The organism is Bradyrhizobium sediminis (assembly GCF_018736105.1).
GTDB lineage: Bacteria > Pseudomonadota > Alphaproteobacteria > Rhizobiales > Xanthobacteraceae > Bradyrhizobium.
The window spans coordinates 103,224-120,712 of the sequence record NZ_CP076135.1 but is presented as its reverse complement, the minus strand read 5'-3'; the positions used below and the strand labels follow the sequence as shown (position 1 = coordinate 120,712).

The window sequence follows — 17,489 nt, the reverse complement described above, 5'->3', positions numbered from 1 at the left end:
CAGCCGGGCGATGAAGGTTGCGCTTATGGCAGAGCCAAGCGAGATTGGCAACGATGAACCGCGAAACCGGGATTCCCGACCTATGACCTGACGCCATTGCCGCCACAGCCAAAAAACAGGGAAAAAATGACGATTTCAGCCCGCGCCGTTGCCCGTTTCGCCCATTTCACCCCTTCCCGTGCCCTTCGGGGGATACTCGCCGCCGCCGTCCTCGGCGCGGTCGCCGCGCCCGACCTTGCCGACGCCGCCGCTCGGGCCAGGGTTGCCAGGCCGGGCGCCTTCGATGGCACCTGGAATGTCACGTTCACCCCCCAGGCCGGCAACTGCCATGCCACCAACACCTTCCCGTTCAACGTCTACGGCACGCTGGTTTCGTCGGCCGGCGGCGGCAAGGTCACCGGCGGCATCAGCCGCAACGGCAGCGTTGCCGTCCGAATTCAGGTCGGCGCCTCATGGGCCAACGGCAGCGGCCGGCTCGCCGGCAATGTGGGCGCCGGCCGCTGGAGCGGGCTGATCACCGGCGACCGCTGCAGCGGCGTCTGGCAGGCGATGCGGAGCTAGCTCTCACTGACGTCGTCCCTGCGAAAGGGACCCATACTCCGCGGCCTCTCATCCGGGTAGGATGGGAGACGCCTTTTCCATCAATGAACTTCGGTGGTTATGGGTCCCCGCTTGCGCGGGGACGACGGTGCTAAATCAGCGCGGCGCCAGAACCATCACGACCTGGCGTCCCTCGAAGCGCGCGTCCTGCTCGACCTTGGCGAATTCGGCGACGTCGGCCTTGACCTTGTCCAAGAGCTTGGTGCCGATTTCCTGGTGCGCCATTTCGCGGCCGCGATAGCGCAGGGTGATCTTGACCTTGTCGCCTTCCTCGAAGAACCGCTGCATCGCGCGCATCTTCACGTCGTAGTCGTGGTCGTCGATCATCGGCCGGAGCTTGATCTCCTTGATCTCGACGATCTTCTGTTTCTTGCGGGCTTCGGCGGCTTTTTTCTGGGCGGAATATTTGAACTTCCCGTAATCCATAATCTTGCAAACGGGAGGATTGGTGTTCGGCGAGATCTCGACGAGGTCCATGCCTGCCTCGAGCGCCATCTTGATGGCGGCCACTGTCTCGACGGTGCCGTGGTTCAGGCCGGTCTGGTCGATCAGCTGAACCTGTGCATTGCGGATTTCATCATTGGTGCGCGGCCCGTCTTTGGTTGCGGCGGGCGGGGCTCTGTTGGGACGGCGAATGGGTATCTCTCCAAAGTTGTGAACGAGGGCGATAGTTTGAAGGAATAAGGCTCAGCGGGCAAGCGAACTCGCATTGGCGATCGCAAAAACCGTCAAATGCGAGGTATTTTGGTCACGCCGGTCGAGATAGAGGGCGCGGATGTGTTCCGCAAGCGCCGTGAACGGCCGGCGACCGGTATTGGCGTCCGTTGTTGACGGATTCCGTCGGCTCACCCAAACAATTGCCAACGAGAGCAGGATTCCATGACCAATTCAGCCGCATCCGATCAGGAACCGGTCTTCATCGAGGTCGGTGAGGGCAATGGCCGCCGCCGAATCGCGGTGCGGGCCCGCGAAGGCTCGGCGCCGGGGCTGTTCTGGCTCGGCGGCTTCAACTCCGACATGCGGGGCACCAAGGCCCTGGCGCTGGATACGTGGGCCGCCGAGCACGGCCGCGCCTGCGTCCGGTTCGACTATTCCGGTCACGGCGAATCCGGCGGCGCCTTCATCGACGGCACCATCGGGCGCTGGCTGGAAGAAAGCGTCGCGGTATTCGAGCAGTTCTGCACAGGCCCCCAGGTCGTGATCGGCTCCTCGATGGGCGGCTGGATGGCGCTGTTGCTGGCGCGCGAGATCGCGAAGCGCCCGTCAAGCCGCGCCTCGCTGGCCGGGCTGGTGCTGATCGCGCCGGCGCCCGATTTCACGGAAGCGCTGATGTGGAACAACTTTCCGACCGAGGTGAAGCAGGAGATCGAAAGCAAGGGCGTGTGGCTGCGGCCGTCGGAATATGGCGAGCCCTATCCGATCGCCCGTGCGCTGATCGAGGAGGGCCGCAATCATCTCCTGCTCGGCGGCGCCATCGACGTCGGCTGCCCGGTTCGCATCCTGCAGGGCGCGCAGGATCCGGACGTGCCGTGGCAGCATGCCTTCGCGCTGGCGCACCGGCTGCCAGCCGACGACGTGGTGCTGACGATGATCCAGGACGGCGATCACCGGCTGTCGCGGCCGCAGGACATCGCGCGGATGCTCGCGGCGGTGGCGGAGATCGGGTAGGCTGCTGCTTCAGGGAGAAACGCCATGAACATCTCAGCGATGCTCAAATCGTTCTGCGACGCCGTCGAACGGCGCAACGGCAAGGCATTCGCCGATTTGTTCACCGAAGACGGCGTCTACCACGATGTGTTTTACGGCGCGTTCGAGGGCCGCGCCAAAATCGCCGAAATGATCGACGACTGGTTCTACCGCACCGCGACCGATTTCCGCTGGGACATGCACGCGCCGGTCAGCGACGGCCATACGCTCTATGCCCGCTACACCTTCAGCTACCGCTCGACGCTGCCGGAGGCCAACGGCGCGCGCGTGATGTTCGAGGGCGTGGCGATCATGACGCTGCGCGACGGCAAGATCGCGGAGTATCACGAGGTCGCCAACACCGCGCCGGCCTTCGTCGACCTCAACTTCGCGCCGGAACGGATCGCCAGGATATTCGCCAGGCAGGGCGCGGCGCTGAAAGCGCGGCCGGAGATGGCGCGGCATCTGGGCTAGCAAGCCGTCATTCCGGGGCGCGCGCAGCGCGAACCTCAGGTGCGCAATTGCGCACCTGAGGTCTGGTCCTTCGGACCATCCCGGAATGACGATTCGAATCCTACCGCGGCGGCGGGTTCGCCATCGGCTTCTTCTGCGCCAATGCGGCGACCGTCGAGGTTCCGATCCGGCCCTGCTCGTCGTACAGCCAGCACTCGCCGATCGCGACCCCGTCGGTGGCGTGGTGGTTCACCACCTCGAAGCCGATCCATCGCGTCACCGGCAGCCGGTGCAGGTAGATCGTGACGTCGCTGTTGATGTAGCCGAGGCCCTCATCGCCGGCATTGGCAAAGGGGCTGGCGAAGTCCGCGCCCGTGGCGACACGGACGAACGGCGTCATCGGCACGCCCTCGACGAGTTCGCGCACCTCGCTCATCCACAGCCGCCGCGGCCCGAGCGAGCCCATGTGGCCTGCGATCGGCCGGGTGGTCCATTTGCCGTTCATGCCGAGCCGCGGATCGGTCGGCGCGGGAATCTCCGCAGGCAGCGGCGCATCCCAGTTCGGCGGCGACCAGACATTGCCCGGCGCGTTTTCGGTTCGCCGCAGCAATTGGCAGGAGGCGCGCGCCATGCTGGTGCCACCGGAGATGAACTCGGCCTCGACCACCCTGATGCGCAAGCCGTCGCGGACGAGCCTGGTCGTGACCTCGACCGGGGTCTGGATGTTCGGCAGCCGGAACATGTCGACCGTCAGCCGCGCCGGCACGAAATCGTCGGAGCCGTGACGCTGTTCGATCACGAAGCCGAGCAGGCCGATCACGACGCGGCCGTGCATCGAGTTGGGATCCCAGGGGCCATTGGCCGCCTGGGTCGGAATGAAGGCGTCGCGGTCTTTGGTGAAGAAGGGCTGGTTTGTCATGGCGCGGGACCATGAAGGAATTTGCTCCCGGTGTCATCGCCCGCGAAAGCGGGCGATCCAGTACGCCGTGACATATCGATTTATTTCGGACGGCTCTGGAATACTGGGTGCCCCGCTTTCGCGGGGCACGACGGCTGAGCATTTCTAGGCGCGCTGCCACTCCTCGCGCACGCTCTCGTCGGTCTCCATTCCCAAAGCATCTGCCGCCAGCGCCTCGAATTCCTGCCGTTCCATCAACTGCGACAGCGCCCATACCGCGGCCCCCCGAACCAGCGGGCTTGCATCGACGAGCAGGCTTTGCGCCGCATCGGCCAGAGACGCATCGGTTGAATTGCCGATCGCGATCAGCACATTGCGGATGAAACGGTCACGGCCGATGCGCTTGACCGGGGATTTCGTGAATAGCGCCCGAAACGCCGGATCGTCGAGTTGCGCCAGCTCGGCGAGCGCGGGTGCGCGCAGCGCCTGGCGCGCGGCGAGTTTGGCCTCGCGCCCGACCAGCGCGAATTTGTTCCAGGGGCAGACGGCGAGGCAATCGTCGCAGCCATAGATGCGGTTGCCGATGGCTTTCCTGAATTCGTGCGGAATCGGGCCCTTGTTCTCGATGGTGAGATAGGAGATGCAGCGCCGCGCGTCGAGCTTGTAGGGTGCGGGAAACGCCGATGTCGGGCAGACATCGAGACAGGCCCGGCATGAGCCGCAATGGTCGGTGTCGGCTTCGTCGCGCGGCAGCTCCAGCGTGGTGAAGATCGCGCCGAGGAACAACCACGAGCCGAATTCGCGCGAGACGAGGTTGGTGTGCTTGCCCTGCCAGCCCAGTCCGGCCGCCTGCGCCAGCGGCTTTTCCATCACGGCGGCGGTGTCGACGAACACCTTGACATCACAGGCCTCGGTCGCGACCAGCCATCGCGCCAGCGCCTTCAGCCGCTTCTTGATCAGGTCGTGATAGTCGTCGCCCTGCGCATAGACCGAGATTGCGCCGCGCGTGCGCTGTTCCAAAATCGCCAGCGGATTTTGCTCGGGTCCGTAATTGACCCCGAGCATGATCACCGACCGCACCTCGGCCCACAGCCCGCGCGGATCGGCGCGGCGTTCGGGGTGGGCGGCAAGCCAGTCCATGTCGCCATGCGCGCCGGCGTCGAGGAAATCGCGGAAATGCTTCGCGGCTTGCGCGATCGCATCCGGACCGGCGATGCCGGCGCAATCGAATCCGAGCGCGCGCGCCTGATCGGCGAGGGCAATCTTGAGTTCGGCAGGAGAGAGCTTCTGGCGCGTGTTCAGAAGTCGAGGTCCACATAGGTCCGCGACGCCGGCACGCCGGCCAGCCATTCGCTCAACAGCGGGCGGAACGAGGGCCTGGATTTCACCCGCGCGTACCACGCCTTTGCCGCGTCGTCCTCGACCCATGGCACGTCGCCCAGATAATCGATCGCCGAAAGATGCGCCGCGGCGGCGAGGTCCGCGTAGGTCAGCCGGTCGCCGGCGAGGTAGTTCCGGGTCTTCGCCAGCCAGCCGATATAGGCCAGATGATAGCGCACATTCGCCTTCGCCGCGCGGATCACATCCGCCGCCGGCGCGCCGCCGCCGTCCTGCTCGTCCATGAAGCGCTTGTAGATGCGCTCGGTCACCAGCGGATTGGAGGCCTCCTCGAAAAACTTGTCGTTGAACCAGGCCATCAGCCGGCGCACTTCGATCCGTTCGCCGATCGACGTCGGCATCAGCCGGCGTTCGCCCATGACGGCGCCGTGGGTTTCGTCGAGAAATTCGGCGATGATTCCGGCGCCGGGAATCGCGGGCCGGCCCTCGGCGATCAGGACCGGCGTGGTTCCCGCCGGGTTGAGGGCGAGAAAAGCCTCGCGCCGCTCCCAGGTGCGCTCTTCGACCAGCCGCAGATCGAGGCCGTATTCACCCAGCGCCAGGCGAACGAAGCGCGACTGCGGACAGAACGGATGATGAAACAGCGTGAACATAGTGGCCTTGATAATTTCGCGGCGCTTAAGAAACCATCAACCGCGGCGACATCGTCAAACTACCTAAGCACAGGAATGAGGCAACCCGTGTTTTGGCGTTTTTTGCGATTGCAGCATGCGGGCGAATAAGCGAGAAGAACCCGGCTTTTCGGCTCATTTCGATCATAACGGACCATAGCATGATGTCTGATGCAGTGAGGGCGATCATTCTCGGCATCGTCGAGGGCGTCACCGAATTCATTCCGGTGTCCTCGACGGGACATCTGCTGCTGGCGGAACGGTTCTTCGATCTCGGCGAAGGCCCGTTCTGGAAGAGTTTCGCGATCCTGATTCAACTCGGCGCGATTCTGGCGATCGTCGCGCTTTATTTCTTCAAATTGTGGCGGATCGCGCTCGGCATGTTCACGGATCCCTATGCGCGCCGGTTCGTGATCGGGGTGCTGGTGGCGTTCCTGCCCGCGGCCGTGATCGGGGCTGCGGCCGGCAGCTACATCAAGGCCTTCCTGTTCAATCCGTGGGTGGTGTGTTTCTCGCTGATCGTCGGCGGCGCGATCCTGTTGTGGATCGATCAGCTCGAGTTCGATCCGCACGAACACGACGCCACCACGTTTCCGCTGCCGATGTATCTCTGGATCGGGATCGCGCAGTGTATGGCGATGATTCCCGGCGTGTCGCGCTCCGGCGCCACCATCGTCGGCGCGATGCTGCTCGGCGCCGACAAGCGCGCGGCGGCGGAGTTTTCCTTCTTCCTCGCGATCCCGACCATGGTCGGCGCCTTCGTCTACGATCTCTACAAGAGCCGCGGCGAGATGACGATGGATCACGCCGGGATCGTCGCGATCGGCTTCGTGGTGTCGTTCATCACCGCGATGATCGTGGTCAAGACATTCCTCACCTACGTCACCCGCCACGGCTTCACGCTGTTCGCCTGGTGGCGCGTCATCGTCGGCACGCTCGGGCTGATGGCGCTGGCGATGGGAAGGTAGGAGTTCCTCATGGTGAGGAGGCGCGTTAGCGCCGTCTCGAACCATGAGGCCGTGCGCAACTCATCCTTCGAGACGCGGCCAAGTGGCCGCTCCTCCAGCGATAACGGCGAAGCCGTTACGCAGGGATGAGGGCAGCGGCAGCGTAATCACGCGCCCCGGTGCGCGAACTGTCCTGTCCTGCGGAAGCGCCAGAGATATTGCGGCGCGATGGCTTCCAGCGAATCGGCTGTGATCCCGAGACCCTCCAGCGTCAGGCCGGCGGCCTTCGCTGCGTCCGACACCACATTGTCCGAGCGCAATAGCTCCACCTGATCCGGCGTCAGCTTCAGCGCCCCCGGCGCGAACTGCAGCAACAGCGCCTGTAATTTCGCCAGCCCGAACGAAAGCGACACCAGCACGCGCCTGCGCTCGATGGTCGCCAGGATGAATTCGATGATTTCGCGCATCGTCAGCACTTCCTGGCCGCCGAGCTCGTAGGTCGCGCCGGCTTTGGTCTTGCCGTCGACGGCATCCGCGATCGCGGTGGCGACGTCGCCGACATAGACCGGCTGCAGCCTGGTCAGGCCGCCGCCGATCAGCGGCAGCACCGGCGACACCGTCGCCAGCGCGGCGAATCGGTTGGTGAACTGATCCTCAGGGCCGAACATGATCGACGGCCGCAGGATGGTGGCCGAGGGGACGGCCGACAGCACCGCCTTTTCGCCTGCCGCCTTGGAGCGGCCGTAACCCGACAGCGAATTCTCGTCGGCGCCGATCGCCGAGACGTGCACCATCCGCGCGCCGGCCGCGCCCGCCGCCCTGGCGACCGCACCGGCGCCCGAGCCCTGCACCGCGTCGAAGGTCTGGGCGCCGCCCTCGGTCAGGATGCCGACCAGATTGATGGCGACGTGGGAATCGCGCATGGCGGCCTCGACCGACGCCGGGTAGCGCAGATTGGCCTGGACGGCATGGATCTGGCCGACCCGGCCGAGCGGCTGCAGATGCCCGGCCAGCTCGGGCCGCCGCACCGCGACCCGGATCCGGTAATCGCGCTTGGCCAGCGCCCGGACCACGCTTCGCCCCAGAAAGCCCGATCCTCCGAAAACCGTGACCAGCGTGTCCAGATTCGATGCCATAGCGTCCATTTCCCAGGGTCAAATTCGAGAGATCGCGAGGGGTTTTAGCGGATTCGCGATACGCCATCATGCCGGCGCTATCAAGCGTATTTGGGCGGCACCGAAGCGATTTGACAAGCGCGCAACCGATCCGTACTAACCCGCCCGGGCCCAGGTGGCGGAATTGGTAGACGCGCTGGCTTCAGGTGCCAGTGGCTTCACGGCCGTGAAGGTTCGAGTCCTTTCCTGGGCACCACTTTGCCCATGCCCGTGATCTACCCGCAGCGGCCCGAGCAAGTACCTTTCCGGGCCGCCGCTGCAGGCTGGCCATGCGAGAAGGACCGCAATGTGGCCCGCGCCCCTCGTTTGTTGACGATTTCAACGTTAGTTTAGGCCCGCATCGATTCGACGAGGTTCGTAAACGTCATGACCATCCGCCTGCATCGCGGCGATCTGCCCGATCTCACCCGCTACACCGACTCGGTGGCGATCGATACCGAGACCATGGGGCTCAATCCGCATCGCGACCGGCTCTGCGTGGTGCAGCTGTCGAACGGCGACGGCAGCGCCGACGTGGTGCAGATCCCCAAGGACAGCACCGACGCGCCGAACCTGAAGGCGCTCTTGGCCAATCCGAAGGTGACGAAGATATTTCACTTCGCCCGCTTCGATCTCGCCGCACTCTACAACGCCTTCGGCGTGATGCCGCAGCCGGTGTACTGCACCAAGATCGCTTCCAGGCTCTGCCGCACCTATACCGATCGCCACGGCCTGAAGGACCTGGTGCGCGAGGTGCTCAATGTCGATCTGTCGAAGCAGCAGCAGTCGAGCGACTGGGGCGCGCAGTCGCTGAGCGAGGCGCAGCTGGCCTATGCCGCTTCCGACGTGCTGCATCTGCACGGCCTGCGCGAACGCCTCGACGGCATGCTGGCGCGGGAAGGCCGTGCGGAACTCGCCCGGGCCTGTTTCGACTTCCTGCCGATGCGGGCCAAACTCGACCTGCAGGGCTGGGAGGCCGAGGACATCTTTTCGCATTCCTGAAGCGCTTGCCTGAAGCGCCCGCCTGAACGCCCCGGAACGGCGCTATGCCGCGGGTTGCGGCCCCGTTTCGGTCACAGTCATAGCGAGTGTCGGGCTGCAAAATCTGGCGATCCCGGGTAGAATGGCCGGCGGTACCAGCGCTTTGGAGCAGCGGTGAATTCGGTTCAGAACCCACCCTATCAGGCCGGCATGGACGCGCGCTTCGCGATCGCGGCGCGCCACAGCCGGATGGTGCGGGTGCTGCGGATCGCGGTACCGGCCACCGTGGTGGTGGCGATGACGGCGATCGTCTTCGTCTCGGTCTACAATCCGTTCCGCATGCTGTTGCCGAAGCTGCCGGTCGACATCGGAAACCTCGTGGTTTCCGGCACCAAGATCACGATGGAATCGCCGCATATGTCCGGCTACACGCCGGATCAGCGGCCCTACGAGGTGTGGGCCAAGACCGCGACCCAGGACCTCACCGTTCCGGATCGCGTCGATCTCCGGACGCTGCGCGCCAAGGTGTTGATGGAAGACCGCACCACCAACATCACGCTGGACGCCAGCACCGGGCTGTTCGATTCCAAGGCGCAGCTGTTGGACCTGCGCAAGGATATCTTCCTGCAATCCTCCTCCGGCTATGAAGCCCGGCTGTCGCAGGCGCTGGTCGATATCGGCAAGAGCACGGTGACATCGGAAGAGCATGTCGACGTCAAGCTGCTCAATGGAACGCTGAGCGCCGACCGGCTCAGGATCACCAATGGCGGCGAGGTCGTGCGGTTCGAAGGCAACGTCGTGATGAATCTGGTCATGGACAGCCCCGACCCCAATGTCTCCGCCGCGCCCGAGCCGGCCCCTCAACCTGCAAGGACACGGTCCCTGTCCGGCAAGAACGCCAACCCGAAATGATCCCGATGATGATGTTTTCTCCGAGCAGCAGTTCGACCAGGCGGATCGCGCATTACCTCGGCGCGGCCGTTGGCGCGCTGGCGCTGATGTCGGCCGGTGAAGCCGGCGCGCAGAGCGCGGTGCAGGGCGTGCCCAACGCGATGCAGGGTTTTTCGCAGAACCGCGACCAGCCGATCCAGATCGAAGCCGCTTCGCTGGAGATGCGCGACAAGAAGAAGGAAGCGACCTTCGCCGGCAATGTGAAGGTGGTGCAGGGCGACACCACCATGACGTCCAAATCGCTGGTGGTGTTCTACGATTCGACCTCGTCGCCATCAGCGCCGGCCGCCAATGCGAAGGCCGCCGGTTCGAAGTCGGCCAAATCGGCGCCGATGCAGTCCGCAACTCCCGGTCCCGGCGGCAGCTCGTCGATCCGCCGGCTCGAGGCGAGAGGCAACGTGGTGGTGACCCAGAAGGATCAGGTGGTGACCGGTGAAACCGCCGTGTTCGACACCAGGGCCAACATGATCACCATGCTCGGCGGCATCGTCCTGACCCAGGGCAAGAATGTGCTGCGTGGCGACCGGTTGATGGTGGACATGGCGACCGGCGTCTCGCGGGTGGAATCCGACAGCGGGCGCGTCCAGGGGCTGTTCATCTCATCCGGCGGCCAGGGAACTCCGGCGATCCCGGGAATGCCGTCTTCGACGCCGGCTCCCGGATCAGGTTCCTCTAATAAACCAAAATAACATCAATCACTTGTGTGATATCTGCCGGCGGTGAGGTTGAAGCGCGCCCTGCAAGCCTGTATCTACGGGGCGGCCCGGCGGCTGCCAACCCGTGCCCGATCGAGGGTGTTCCGCCGGGCAAGGGACATCCATTCATTCATGTCGCCGGGGCTAAATCGATTGGCCCGCGGCGGGTCGCGGGATCACCGTGAAAGGCTGAAGCGAAGCGGGGGATGGTGGATTTACTCAGCATGTTCCGTCGGCGCCCGGCGAAACGCAATCCGCCGGGATTTGCGCGCTCGCGTGAGGACATCACCGCGCTCGGCGATACCATCGGCGATATGCTGACCAGCCCGGTGCGCGACGCGCCGCCGCTGGCGCGCGACGGCTCGCCGTTCGCCCGCGAGGCGCCGCCGGTCCTGAAACCGGGCGCGCCGCCTCCGGCAGCGGAAAAGCCCCGTCCCCGCCCCAAGGTCAATGGCGCGCCCGCGCTGCGGCTGACCAAGAAGGCGGGCTTGCTGGCCGTGCACAGCGTGGAAAAGAGTTTCGGCACCCGGCAGGTCGTGCGCGGCGTCAGCATCTATGTCCGCCGCGGCGAGGCCGTCGGTTTGCTCGGCCCGAACGGCGCCGGAAAGACCACGGTGTTCTACATGATCACCGGCCTGATCAAGGCCGATCGCGGCGCCATCGAACTCGACGGCCACGACGTCACCAGGCTGCCGATGTACCAGCGCGCCCGGCTCGGAATCGGCTACCTGCCGCAGGAAGCCTCGATCTTCCGCGGCCTCACCGTGGAACAGAATATCCGCGCCGTGCTCGAGGTCGTGGAGCCCTCGAAGAAGAAGCGCGAGGCCGAACTCAATTCGCTGCTCGACGAATTCAACATCGGCCGGTTGCGGAAAACCCCGTCGATCGCGCTGTCCGGCGGCGAGCGCCGCCGCGTCGAAATCGCCCGCGCGCTGGCGACCCGTCCGAACTACATGCTGCTCGACGAGCCCTTCGCCGGCATCGATCCGATTGCGGTCGGCGACATCCAGGACCTGGTCCGCCACCTCACCAATCGCGGCATCGGCGTCTTGATCACCGACCATAATGTGCGGGAAACGCTGGGGCTGACTGATCGCGCCTATATCGTCTATGCGGGCGAGATCCTGACCGAGGGCAATCCGGAGGAGATCGTCAACAACCCGGACGTGCGGCGGCTTTATCTGGGCGAGGAGTTCCGGCTTTAACCTTGGCCGGGAATTTCGCCTCTAGTCCTTTTTTCCAGTTCGTCAAGCCGTGTACATCGGCTTTGGACTAGTTTAAGCAAGAATCGGACCAACTTCCTTGGATCGGTTCTTGTTTCGATGGCGCTGACGCAGAGACTAGAGTTCCGCCAATCCCAGTCGCTGGTGATGACGCCGCAGCTGATGCAGGCGATCAAGCTGCTGCAGCTGTCCAATCTCGACCTTTCGGCCTTCGTGGAAGAGGAACTGGAGCGCAATCCGCTGCTGGAGCGCGCCAGCGACGGCCCCGAGCCGCCGGTCGCCGGCGAACCCTCCCCGGAGCGGGGCGAATATGCCGGCGGTGAGGAGCAGGGTCCCGCCTATGGCGATGAAAGCGGCAGCGAGCCCTCGGAAATGGCAGGCGGCTCCGCCGGCGACAGCTTCGAGCCGGGCCAGGAAGACTGGATGAACCGCGACCTCGGCAGCCGCACCGAGATCGAACAGACGCTGGATACCCCGCTCGACAACGTGTTCTCCGAGGAGCCGGCCGAGGCCGCAGCGCGCACCGCGCAGGATGCGGCGCCCACCGCCTATACCGAATGGGGCGGCGGCGCCTCCAACGACGACAGCTACAATCTCGAAGCCTTCGTCGCCGCCGAGGTCACGCTCGGCAGCCATCTGGCCGAACAGCTCGCGGTGGCCTTTACCGGGCCGGCGCAGCGCATGATCGGGCAATATCTGATCGATCTCGTCGACGAGGCCGGTTACCTGCCGCCGGATCTGGGGCAGGCCGCCGAGCGGCTGGGAGCGTCGCCGGCGGAGGTCGAGGCGGTGCTCGCGGTGCTGCAGAAATTCGATCCGCCCGGCGTCTGCGCGCGCAACCTGAGCGAATGCCTGGCGATCCAGCTGCGCGAGCTCAATCGCTACGACCCGGCGATGCAGGCGCTGGTCGAGCATCTCGATCTCTTGGCCAAGCGCGATATCGCTTCGTTGCGAAAACTCTGTGGCGTCGACGACGAAGATATCACCGACATGATCGGCGAAATCCGCCGGCTCGATCCGAAGCCGGGTCTGAAATTCGGCTCGTCGCGCACCCAGACCATGGTGCCGGATGTCTATGTGCGGCCCGGTCCCGACGGCGGCTGGCATGTCGAACTCAACAGCGACACCCTGCCGCGGGTGCTGGTCAATCAGGTCTATTACACAGAACTGTCGAAGAACATCCGCAAGGACGGCGACAAGTCCTATTTCACCGATTGCCTGCAGAACGCGACCTGGCTGGTGCGCGCGCTCGATCAGCGCGCCCGCACCATCCTGAAAGTCGCCACCGAAATCGTGCGCCAGCAGGACGGCTTCTTTACCCATGGCGTTGCGCATCTCCGGCCGCTCAACCTCAAGGCGGTGGCGGATGCGATCCAGATGCATGAATCGACGGTGTCGCGGGTCACCGCCAACAAATACATGGCGACCAATCGCGGCAGCTTCGAATTGAAATATTTCTTCACCGCCTCGATCGCGTCGGCCGACGGCGGCGAAGCCCATTCGGCGGAGGCCGTCCGTCACCACATCAGGCAGCTGATCGATGCGGAAGACCCGGCCATGATCCTGTCCGACGACACCATCGTGGAACGGTTGCGCGCCACCGGCATTGATATCGCCCGCCGCACGGTTGCGAAGTACCGCGAGGCGATGCGAATCCCGTCCTCGGTGCAACGCCGACGCGACAAGCAAAGCATGCTCGGCAATGCCCTTTCCGCGCCCGCCGCATCCTCCGACCGATCCCGCGACACGCAGCCTGCCTGATTGCGTCCCGGCGAAATCGGGATAGTGTCGGTTCCCCTCCAAGACTAATCGAGGCCTCAAATGACCCTCCGGATCTCGGGAAAAAGCATCAACGTCGGCGACGCCCTGCGCGGGCGCGTCAGCGAGCGCACCGATGAGGTTCTGCGCAAGTATTTCGACGGCAACTATTCCGGCCACATTACGCTGAGCAAGGACGGCTTCGGCTTCCGCACCGACTGCGCGCTGCATCTGGATTCGGGGATCACGCTGGAAGCCGATTCCAATGCCGCCGACGCCTATGCCAGCGCCGACCAGGCCCTGCTGATGATCGAAAAGCGCCTGCGCCGCTACAAGAGCCGCCTCAAGGACCGCTCGGCCCGCAAGGCCCATGCCGAGGCGGAGGCGCTGGCCGAACTCACCGCGCCCACGCTGGACGTTCCGAGCTACGTCATCGAGGCGCCGGCGGACGAGGAGCACGACGATGTCGGCTATAATCCGGTCATCATCGCGGAGGCCACCACCTCGTTGAAGCGGATGTCGGTCAGCGAAGCGGTGATGGAACTGGACCTGACCGGCGCCGCCTGCCTGGTGTTCCAGCACGGTTCGAGCGGGCGGGTGAATATCATTTACCGGCGGCCGGACGGCAATGTCGGCTGGATCGACCCCCCGGCCGTCAAGCCCGGGGGATAGGCGGCAATCGGCATTGACGCCCCGCGGGACCCTCCCTATGGTCCGCCGCCTTCGACGGCGGGGGCTGGGAACAACTCCCCCGGGTGGTTGGCACCGGTCTTGCGTTGGAGTAGGAGAAGGCGCGTAGGAGAAAGCCCGTAGCAGCCCCAGACTGGGACCCGGGTAACAGGCCCGCCTACCGCCTCATCTTCTTGACGCCGCCCCTCTGAACCCTATTTCGCAACCTGACGGTTTAATTCACCTCGGAACGCCCCATGACGATTACCGATCTGGTCGCACCCGAGGCGATTCTCCCGGCTTTGAAGGTCAACAACAAGAAGCAGGCGCTGCAGGAGCTGGCGGCGCGGGCAGCCGCCCTGACCGGGCAGAACGAGCGCTCGGTGTTCGAGGTGCTGCTGCAGCGCGAGAAGCTCGGAACCACCGCCGTCGGCTATGGCGTCGCCATCCCCCACGGCAAGCTTCCCAAGCTGGAAAAGCTGTTCGGCCTGTTCGCGCGCCTCGAACGCCCGATCGATTTCGAGGCGATGGACGGCCAGCCGGTCGATCTGGTGTTCCTGCTGCTGGCGCCGGAAGGCGCCGGTGCCGATCACCTGAAGGCGCTGGCGCGGATCGCGCGGCTGCTGCGCGACCAGGACGTCGCCAAGAAGCTGCGCGCCTCGCGCGACGCCCAGGCGATCTATTCGGTGCTGGCGCTGCCGCCGGCGAGCGCGGCGTAAGGCAGCGCTCGCGACAGGTACCGCACCGTCTTGCGGCCCTCATGGATGCTCGCGCGACCGACCTCGACAAATCCCAGCGCCGCATGGAAAGCGTCCGACTCGGGGTTCGGCGGACGCGTATTGACCTCACAGACCACGCGGTCTGTGCCCGGCCTTGCAAGCCTGCTCGAACAGGTCGTGATACAGCCTTCGCGCGCAGCCAAGTCCGCGCGCGGACCCTGCCACGACGATCCGGTCCACATAGACAAAGCGCGCATGACGGGCGCGGAACCAGAGGAAATTCGGGCTGTCGTAGTCGGCGTCCTGATCGAGGGCCAGCATGAAGGCGTCGAGGTTGCCGATTCTGCGCGCCTGGAATGCCTGGGCGACGAGCTGCTCGAGCCGCTCCGGCTCCAGCCACGACAGTTCCTGCGCGTGCGCGTTGTTGAGCGCGAGCATCGCCACGCCCAACGGACGGCCGTTCGACAGCTCGGCCGCGACGATCGGCTGCGGCGCTCCTTCACGCATTCGATTCCACCCGGAGCATGACGTCGGCCCAAAATGAAATACGCGGACATCGGCCCGATATGATCGAGGCAATGCCCGCGTATTTACGAATTCCCGATGCGCGCGCGTGGCGTCAGTGACACGAGCAAGGGCTCGGTCAGTGAACGCTGACGGCCTGCAATTCGTTGCTCCATGCGTTGGCGATCGCCGCTTCGCGGCTGTCGGTCAGCATGATCGGCGTGCCGTCGGCGGCATGCAGCGCGAACAGCTTCAGTCCCGGCGCGATCTTCGGCGCCTGGGGAAACAACCCCGGCACGTCCTCGGAACGGATCTGCTTCACGTAGGCGATGTGTCCCTCGCCCAGGGTCGCCAGCGCCTCCGGGGAGACGGCGGTGGGTTCGTAGACAACGTTACCTTCAGTCATGGTCTCGACTCCTTTGTCAGGCTAAGCGGTCGAGTCCGCTACTCGTTCCATTATTCGTGTTCATTGATAGCAATTGTCTTAACGACCTTTTCCGGCTCCGGCCGGGCGAGATCGATCGACAACAGCCCGTTTTTCAGGTCCGCGCCCAGCACCTGCATCCCCTCCGCCAGCACGAAAGTGCGCTGGAAGTGGCGCGCGGCGATGCCGCGATGGATGTATTGCCGGGCCTTGTCGTCATGCTGGCGGCCCCGGATCACGAGCTGGTTTTCCTCAATGGTTACATCGAGTTGATCGCGGGTAAAACCAGCGACCGCCAGCGTGATCCGCAGGCGTTCGGGCGCGCCGTTGGCACGGTCGCAGCGCTCGATGTTGTAGGGAGGATAACCGTCGGCGCCTTTGACGACGCGATCGAGCGCACGCTCGATTTCGTCGAACCCAAGCAGGAACGGACTGGATAACGAAGGAACACGAGACATATTTTACAAAGCCCTCTCGAAGCGACTTTGGCATTTCAGGGCCCTTGCGGCGCCCCATTTTTGGCCGGCCGGCGGATTTGCCCTCCGGTCAACAGCCAATATGGGCATGATTTGGGAGGTGTTCAAGCACCTGATTAACCGCGACAAAATGGTTCTCCCGGCGTCATTCCGGGGCGCTCCCGAAGGGAGCGAACCCGGAATCCAGAAGTTGTCGCGCGAGATTCCGGGCTCATCGCTGCGCGATGCCCCGGAATGACGTTCAAAGGTCGACGCGCTTCCGCCCGTCGGCGCTGAACAGATGCAGCTTTTCGCGCGGCGCCACCGCCCTGATTCGCTCGCCGATGGCGGGCGCCACCGCGCCGGGGATCCGCACGATCACTTCGCCCGGCGGCAATTCGCCGGGATTGGCGGCAATGCCCTGAATTTCGAGCTGACGGGTGCCATAGATGAAGGTCTCGGCCCCGACCCGCTCGATCGCTTCCACGGTGAGATCGAGCGCGGTGCCGCCGGCAATCGTCTCGTTCGAAATCACGAAATCCTCGGGGCGGATGCCGAGGATGCCGGCCTCGCCGGCCGCGCGGCTGTCGCCGGCGAACTGGATTCGGATCTCGTCCGCCCGCAGCGGCATCAAGTTCATCGGCGGCGCGCCGATGAAGGAGGCGACGAAGGTGGTCGCGGGCTTCTGGTAGATGGCAAGCGGATTGCCGATCTGTTCGACCCGGCCGCCATTCATCACCACCAGGATATCGGCGAGCGTCATCGCTTCGAGCTGGTCGTGGGTGACGTAGATCGACGTGGTCTTCAGCCGGCGCTGCAATTTGCGGATCTCGACGCGCATGGCGATGCGCAGCTTGGCGTCGAGGTTGGACAGCGGTTCGTCGAACAGGAAGACCTTGGGCTGCCGCACGATGGCGCGGCCCATCGCGACGCGCTGGCGCTGGCCGCCGGAGAGCTGCCGCGGCTTGCGGTCGAGCATGGTGCCGAGCTCGAGGATGCGCGCGGCTTCCTGCACGCGGGTGTCGATCTCGGGCTCCGGCATGCGCCGGTTGCGCAGGCCATAGGCCATGTTGTTGTAGACGCTCATATGCGGATAGAGCGCGTAGTTCTGGAACACCATGGCGATGTCGCGTTCGGCCGGCTCGATCGTGTTGACGATGCGCCCGCCGATGTCGATCTCGCCGCCGGTGATGGTCTCCAGCCCCGCGACCATGCGCAGCAGCGTGGACTTGCCGCAGCCGGAAGGGCCGACCAGCACGCAGAACTGGCCATCGCCGACCTCGAAATCGATGCCCTTGATGGCCTCGAAGCCACCGGCGTAGGTTTTGCGGACGTCGCGGAGAACTACGTTAGCCATATCTGT

General features: G+C 64.8%; 19 protein-coding genes, 1 tRNA gene and 1 pseudogene. 12 read left to right on the top strand and 9 right to left on the bottom strand.

The annotated features are described in order from the left end of the window. Positions 1 to 126 precede the first annotated feature (126 nt). On the top strand, positions 127 to 561 hold the full coding sequence (locus tag KMZ68_RS00595) for a hypothetical protein (protein ID WP_215614019.1): 435 nt from the start codon (positions 127 to 129) through the stop codon (positions 559 to 561). A 135-nt stretch (positions 562 to 696) separates the two neighbouring features. Here the strand turns inward: KMZ68_RS00595 and infC are convergent, their stop codons facing one another. Further along, positions 697 to 1,236: a translation initiation factor IF-3 gene (infC, locus tag KMZ68_RS00590; RefSeq protein ID WP_215606504.1), complete on the bottom strand. Its 540-nt coding sequence runs from the start codon at positions 1,234 to 1,236 to the stop codon at positions 697 to 699. Between the two features lie 243 nt (positions 1,237 to 1,479). Here infC and KMZ68_RS00585 point away from each other — a divergent pair, with 243 nt between their 5' ends. Together KMZ68_RS00585 and KMZ68_RS00580 are read left to right on the top strand one after the other, a co-directional pair. Next, entirely contained in the window at positions 1,480 to 2,268 is a 789-nt protein-coding gene (locus KMZ68_RS00585; RefSeq protein WP_215614018.1) for an alpha/beta hydrolase, read from the top strand. Between the two features lie 24 nt (positions 2,269 to 2,292). Next, complete coding sequence (locus KMZ68_RS00580) at positions 2,293 to 2,760, top strand: nuclear transport factor 2 family protein (protein WP_215614017.1); 468 nt, start codon at positions 2,293 to 2,295, stop codon at positions 2,758 to 2,760. A gap of 100 nt (positions 2,761 to 2,860) precedes the next feature. Here KMZ68_RS00580 and KMZ68_RS00575 read toward each other — a convergent pair whose 3' ends face one another. The 3 genes from KMZ68_RS00575 to KMZ68_RS00565 form a co-directional block, all read right to left on the bottom strand. Further along, complete coding sequence (locus KMZ68_RS00575; RefSeq protein WP_215614016.1) at positions 2,861 to 3,658, bottom strand: acyl-CoA thioesterase domain-containing protein; 798 nt, start codon at positions 3,656 to 3,658, stop codon at positions 2,861 to 2,863. Positions 3,659 to 3,802: 144 nt separating this feature from the next. Further along, on the bottom strand, positions 3,803 to 4,987 hold the full coding sequence (gene queG / locus KMZ68_RS00570) for a tRNA epoxyqueuosine(34) reductase QueG (RefSeq protein ID WP_215614015.1): 1,185 nt from the start codon (positions 4,985 to 4,987) through the stop codon (positions 3,803 to 3,805). Further along, positions 4,936 to 5,628: a glutathione S-transferase family protein gene (locus KMZ68_RS00565; RefSeq protein WP_215614014.1), complete on the bottom strand. Its 693-nt coding sequence runs from the start codon at positions 5,626 to 5,628 to the stop codon at positions 4,936 to 4,938. Before KMZ68_RS00565 ends, queG begins: the two co-directional genes overlap by 52 nt. A gap of 179 nt (positions 5,629 to 5,807) precedes the next feature. Between KMZ68_RS00565 and KMZ68_RS00560 the strand changes: the two genes are divergently transcribed. Further along, a complete protein-coding gene (locus tag KMZ68_RS00560) occupies positions 5,808 to 6,614 on the top strand; it encodes an undecaprenyl-diphosphate phosphatase (RefSeq protein WP_215614013.1) in 807 nt (268 codons plus the stop codon). Between the two features lie 146 nt (positions 6,615 to 6,760). Here KMZ68_RS00560 and KMZ68_RS00555 read toward each other — a convergent pair whose 3' ends face one another. Beyond that, a complete protein-coding gene (locus KMZ68_RS00555; protein ID WP_215614012.1) occupies positions 6,761 to 7,729 on the bottom strand; it encodes a complex I NDUFA9 subunit family protein in 969 nt (322 codons plus the stop codon). A 148-nt stretch (positions 7,730 to 7,877) separates the two neighbouring features. On the opposite strand from KMZ68_RS00555, the gene KMZ68_RS00550 reads away from it, so the two are divergent. The 8 genes from KMZ68_RS00550 to ptsN all read left to right on the top strand — a co-directional run bounded on the left by KMZ68_RS00550 (position 7,878) and on the right by ptsN (position 14,743). Further along, a tRNA-Leu gene (locus KMZ68_RS00550) sits at positions 7,878 to 7,964 on the top strand. A gap of 170 nt (positions 7,965 to 8,134) precedes the next feature. After that, the gene (locus tag KMZ68_RS00545) at positions 8,135 to 8,749 is read left to right on the top strand and encodes a ribonuclease D (protein WP_215614011.1); all 615 of its coding nucleotides are present in this window, start codon (positions 8,135 to 8,137) and stop codon (positions 8,747 to 8,749) included. A gap of 153 nt (positions 8,750 to 8,902) precedes the next feature. Then, positions 8,903 to 9,640: an LPS export ABC transporter periplasmic protein LptC gene (gene lptC, locus KMZ68_RS00540; protein ID WP_215614010.1), complete on the top strand. Its 738-nt coding sequence runs from the start codon at positions 8,903 to 8,905 to the stop codon at positions 9,638 to 9,640. Positions 9,641 to 9,645: 5 nt separating this feature from the next. Further along, positions 9,646 to 10,368 (top strand): LptA/OstA family protein, encoded by a 723-nt coding sequence (locus KMZ68_RS00535; RefSeq protein WP_371741394.1) that lies wholly within the window; start codon positions 9,646 to 9,648, stop codon positions 10,366 to 10,368. 212 nt (positions 10,369 to 10,580) lie between these two features. Next, the gene (gene lptB / locus KMZ68_RS00530) at positions 10,581 to 11,579 is read left to right on the top strand and encodes an LPS export ABC transporter ATP-binding protein (RefSeq protein WP_215614008.1); all 999 of its coding nucleotides are present in this window, start codon (positions 10,581 to 10,583) and stop codon (positions 11,577 to 11,579) included. 117 nt (positions 11,580 to 11,696) lie between these two features. Further along, positions 11,697 to 13,358, top strand: a complete 1,662-nt coding sequence (gene rpoN / locus KMZ68_RS00525) for an RNA polymerase factor sigma-54 (RefSeq protein WP_215614007.1) — start codon at positions 11,697 to 11,699, stop codon at positions 13,356 to 13,358. 60 nt (positions 13,359 to 13,418) lie between these two features. Next, the gene (gene hpf / locus KMZ68_RS00520) at positions 13,419 to 14,027 is read left to right on the top strand and encodes a ribosome hibernation-promoting factor, HPF/YfiA family (RefSeq protein ID WP_215614006.1); all 609 of its coding nucleotides are present in this window, start codon (positions 13,419 to 13,421) and stop codon (positions 14,025 to 14,027) included. Positions 14,028 to 14,281: 254 nt separating this feature from the next. Then, on the top strand, positions 14,282 to 14,743 hold the full coding sequence (gene ptsN / locus KMZ68_RS00515; protein ID WP_215614005.1) for a PTS IIA-like nitrogen regulatory protein PtsN: 462 nt from the start codon (positions 14,282 to 14,284) through the stop codon (positions 14,741 to 14,743). Here ptsN and KMZ68_RS00510 read toward each other — a convergent pair. From KMZ68_RS00510 to KMZ68_RS00495, 4 genes and pseudogenes are all read right to left on the bottom strand, one after another. Next, positions 14,704 to 15,181 (bottom strand): annotated as a pseudogene (locus KMZ68_RS00510) (GNAT family N-acetyltransferase). The gene ptsN and the pseudogene KMZ68_RS00510 overlap by 40 nt on opposite strands. Positions 15,182 to 15,386: 205 nt before the next feature. Next, positions 15,387 to 15,653 carry a DUF1150 family protein gene (locus KMZ68_RS00505; protein ID WP_215604224.1) on the bottom strand — a complete coding sequence of 89 codons (267 nt, stop codon included), beginning with the start codon at positions 15,651 to 15,653 and terminating at the stop codon, positions 15,387 to 15,389. A 50-nt stretch (positions 15,654 to 15,703) separates the two neighbouring features. After that, positions 15,704 to 16,129, bottom strand: a complete 426-nt coding sequence (locus KMZ68_RS00500) for an Hsp20 family protein (protein ID WP_215614004.1) — start codon at positions 16,127 to 16,129, stop codon at positions 15,704 to 15,706. Positions 16,130 to 16,388: 259 nt separating this feature from the next. After that, positions 16,389 to 17,483, bottom strand: coding sequence for a sn-glycerol-3-phosphate import ATP-binding protein UgpC (locus KMZ68_RS00495; protein ID WP_215614003.1), 1,095 nt, complete (start codon positions 17,481 to 17,483; stop codon positions 16,389 to 16,391). Positions 17,484 to 17,489: the final 6 nt, after the last annotated feature.

What these genes read in the sequence shown, in the direction of transcription:
- KMZ68_RS00595 (WP_215614019.1), top strand. Translation starts at nt 127, where the DNA reads ATGACGATTTCAGCCCGCGCCGTTGCCCGTTTCGCCCATTTCACCCCT.
- KMZ68_RS00585 (WP_215614018.1), top strand. Translation starts at nt 1,480, where the DNA reads ATGACCAATTCAGCCGCATCCGATCAGGAACCGGTCTTCATCGAGGTC.
- KMZ68_RS00580 (WP_215614017.1), top strand. Translation starts at nt 2,293, where the DNA reads ATGAACATCTCAGCGATGCTCAAATCGTTCTGCGACGCCGTCGAACGG.
- KMZ68_RS00575 (WP_215614016.1), bottom strand. Translation starts at nt 3,658, where the DNA reads ATGACAAACCAGCCCTTCTTCACCAAAGACCGCGACGCCTTCATTCCG.
- queG (WP_215614015.1), bottom strand. Translation starts at nt 4,987, where the DNA reads ATGGCTGGCCGGCGTGCCGGCGTCGCGGACCTATGTGGACCTCGACTT.
- KMZ68_RS00565 (WP_215614014.1), bottom strand. Translation starts at nt 5,628, where the DNA reads ATGTTCACGCTGTTTCATCATCCGTTCTGTCCGCAGTCGCGCTTCGTT.
- KMZ68_RS00560 (WP_215614013.1), top strand. Translation starts at nt 5,808, where the DNA reads ATGATGTCTGATGCAGTGAGGGCGATCATTCTCGGCATCGTCGAGGGC.
- KMZ68_RS00555 (WP_215614012.1), bottom strand. Translation starts at nt 7,729, where the DNA reads ATGGCATCGAATCTGGACACGCTGGTCACGGTTTTCGGAGGATCGGGC.
- KMZ68_RS00545 (WP_215614011.1), top strand. Translation starts at nt 8,135, where the DNA reads ATGACCATCCGCCTGCATCGCGGCGATCTGCCCGATCTCACCCGCTAC.
- KMZ68_RS00535 (WP_371741394.1), top strand. Translation starts at nt 9,646, where the DNA reads ATGATGATGTTTTCTCCGAGCAGCAGTTCGACCAGGCGGATCGCGCAT.
- lptB (WP_215614008.1), top strand. Translation starts at nt 10,581, where the DNA reads ATGGTGGATTTACTCAGCATGTTCCGTCGGCGCCCGGCGAAACGCAAT.
- rpoN (WP_215614007.1), top strand. Translation starts at nt 11,697, where the DNA reads ATGGCGCTGACGCAGAGACTAGAGTTCCGCCAATCCCAGTCGCTGGTG.
- hpf (WP_215614006.1), top strand. Translation starts at nt 13,419, where the DNA reads ATGACCCTCCGGATCTCGGGAAAAAGCATCAACGTCGGCGACGCCCTG.
- ptsN (WP_215614005.1), top strand. Translation starts at nt 14,282, where the DNA reads ATGACGATTACCGATCTGGTCGCACCCGAGGCGATTCTCCCGGCTTTG.
- KMZ68_RS00505 (WP_215604224.1), bottom strand. Translation starts at nt 15,653, where the DNA reads ATGACTGAAGGTAACGTTGTCTACGAACCCACCGCCGTCTCCCCGGAG.
- KMZ68_RS00500 (WP_215614004.1), bottom strand. Translation starts at nt 16,129, where the DNA reads ATGTCTCGTGTTCCTTCGTTATCCAGTCCGTTCCTGCTTGGGTTCGAC.
- KMZ68_RS00495 (WP_215614003.1), bottom strand. Translation starts at nt 17,483, where the DNA reads ATGGCTAACGTAGTTCTCCGCGACGTCCGCAAAACCTACGCCGGTGGC.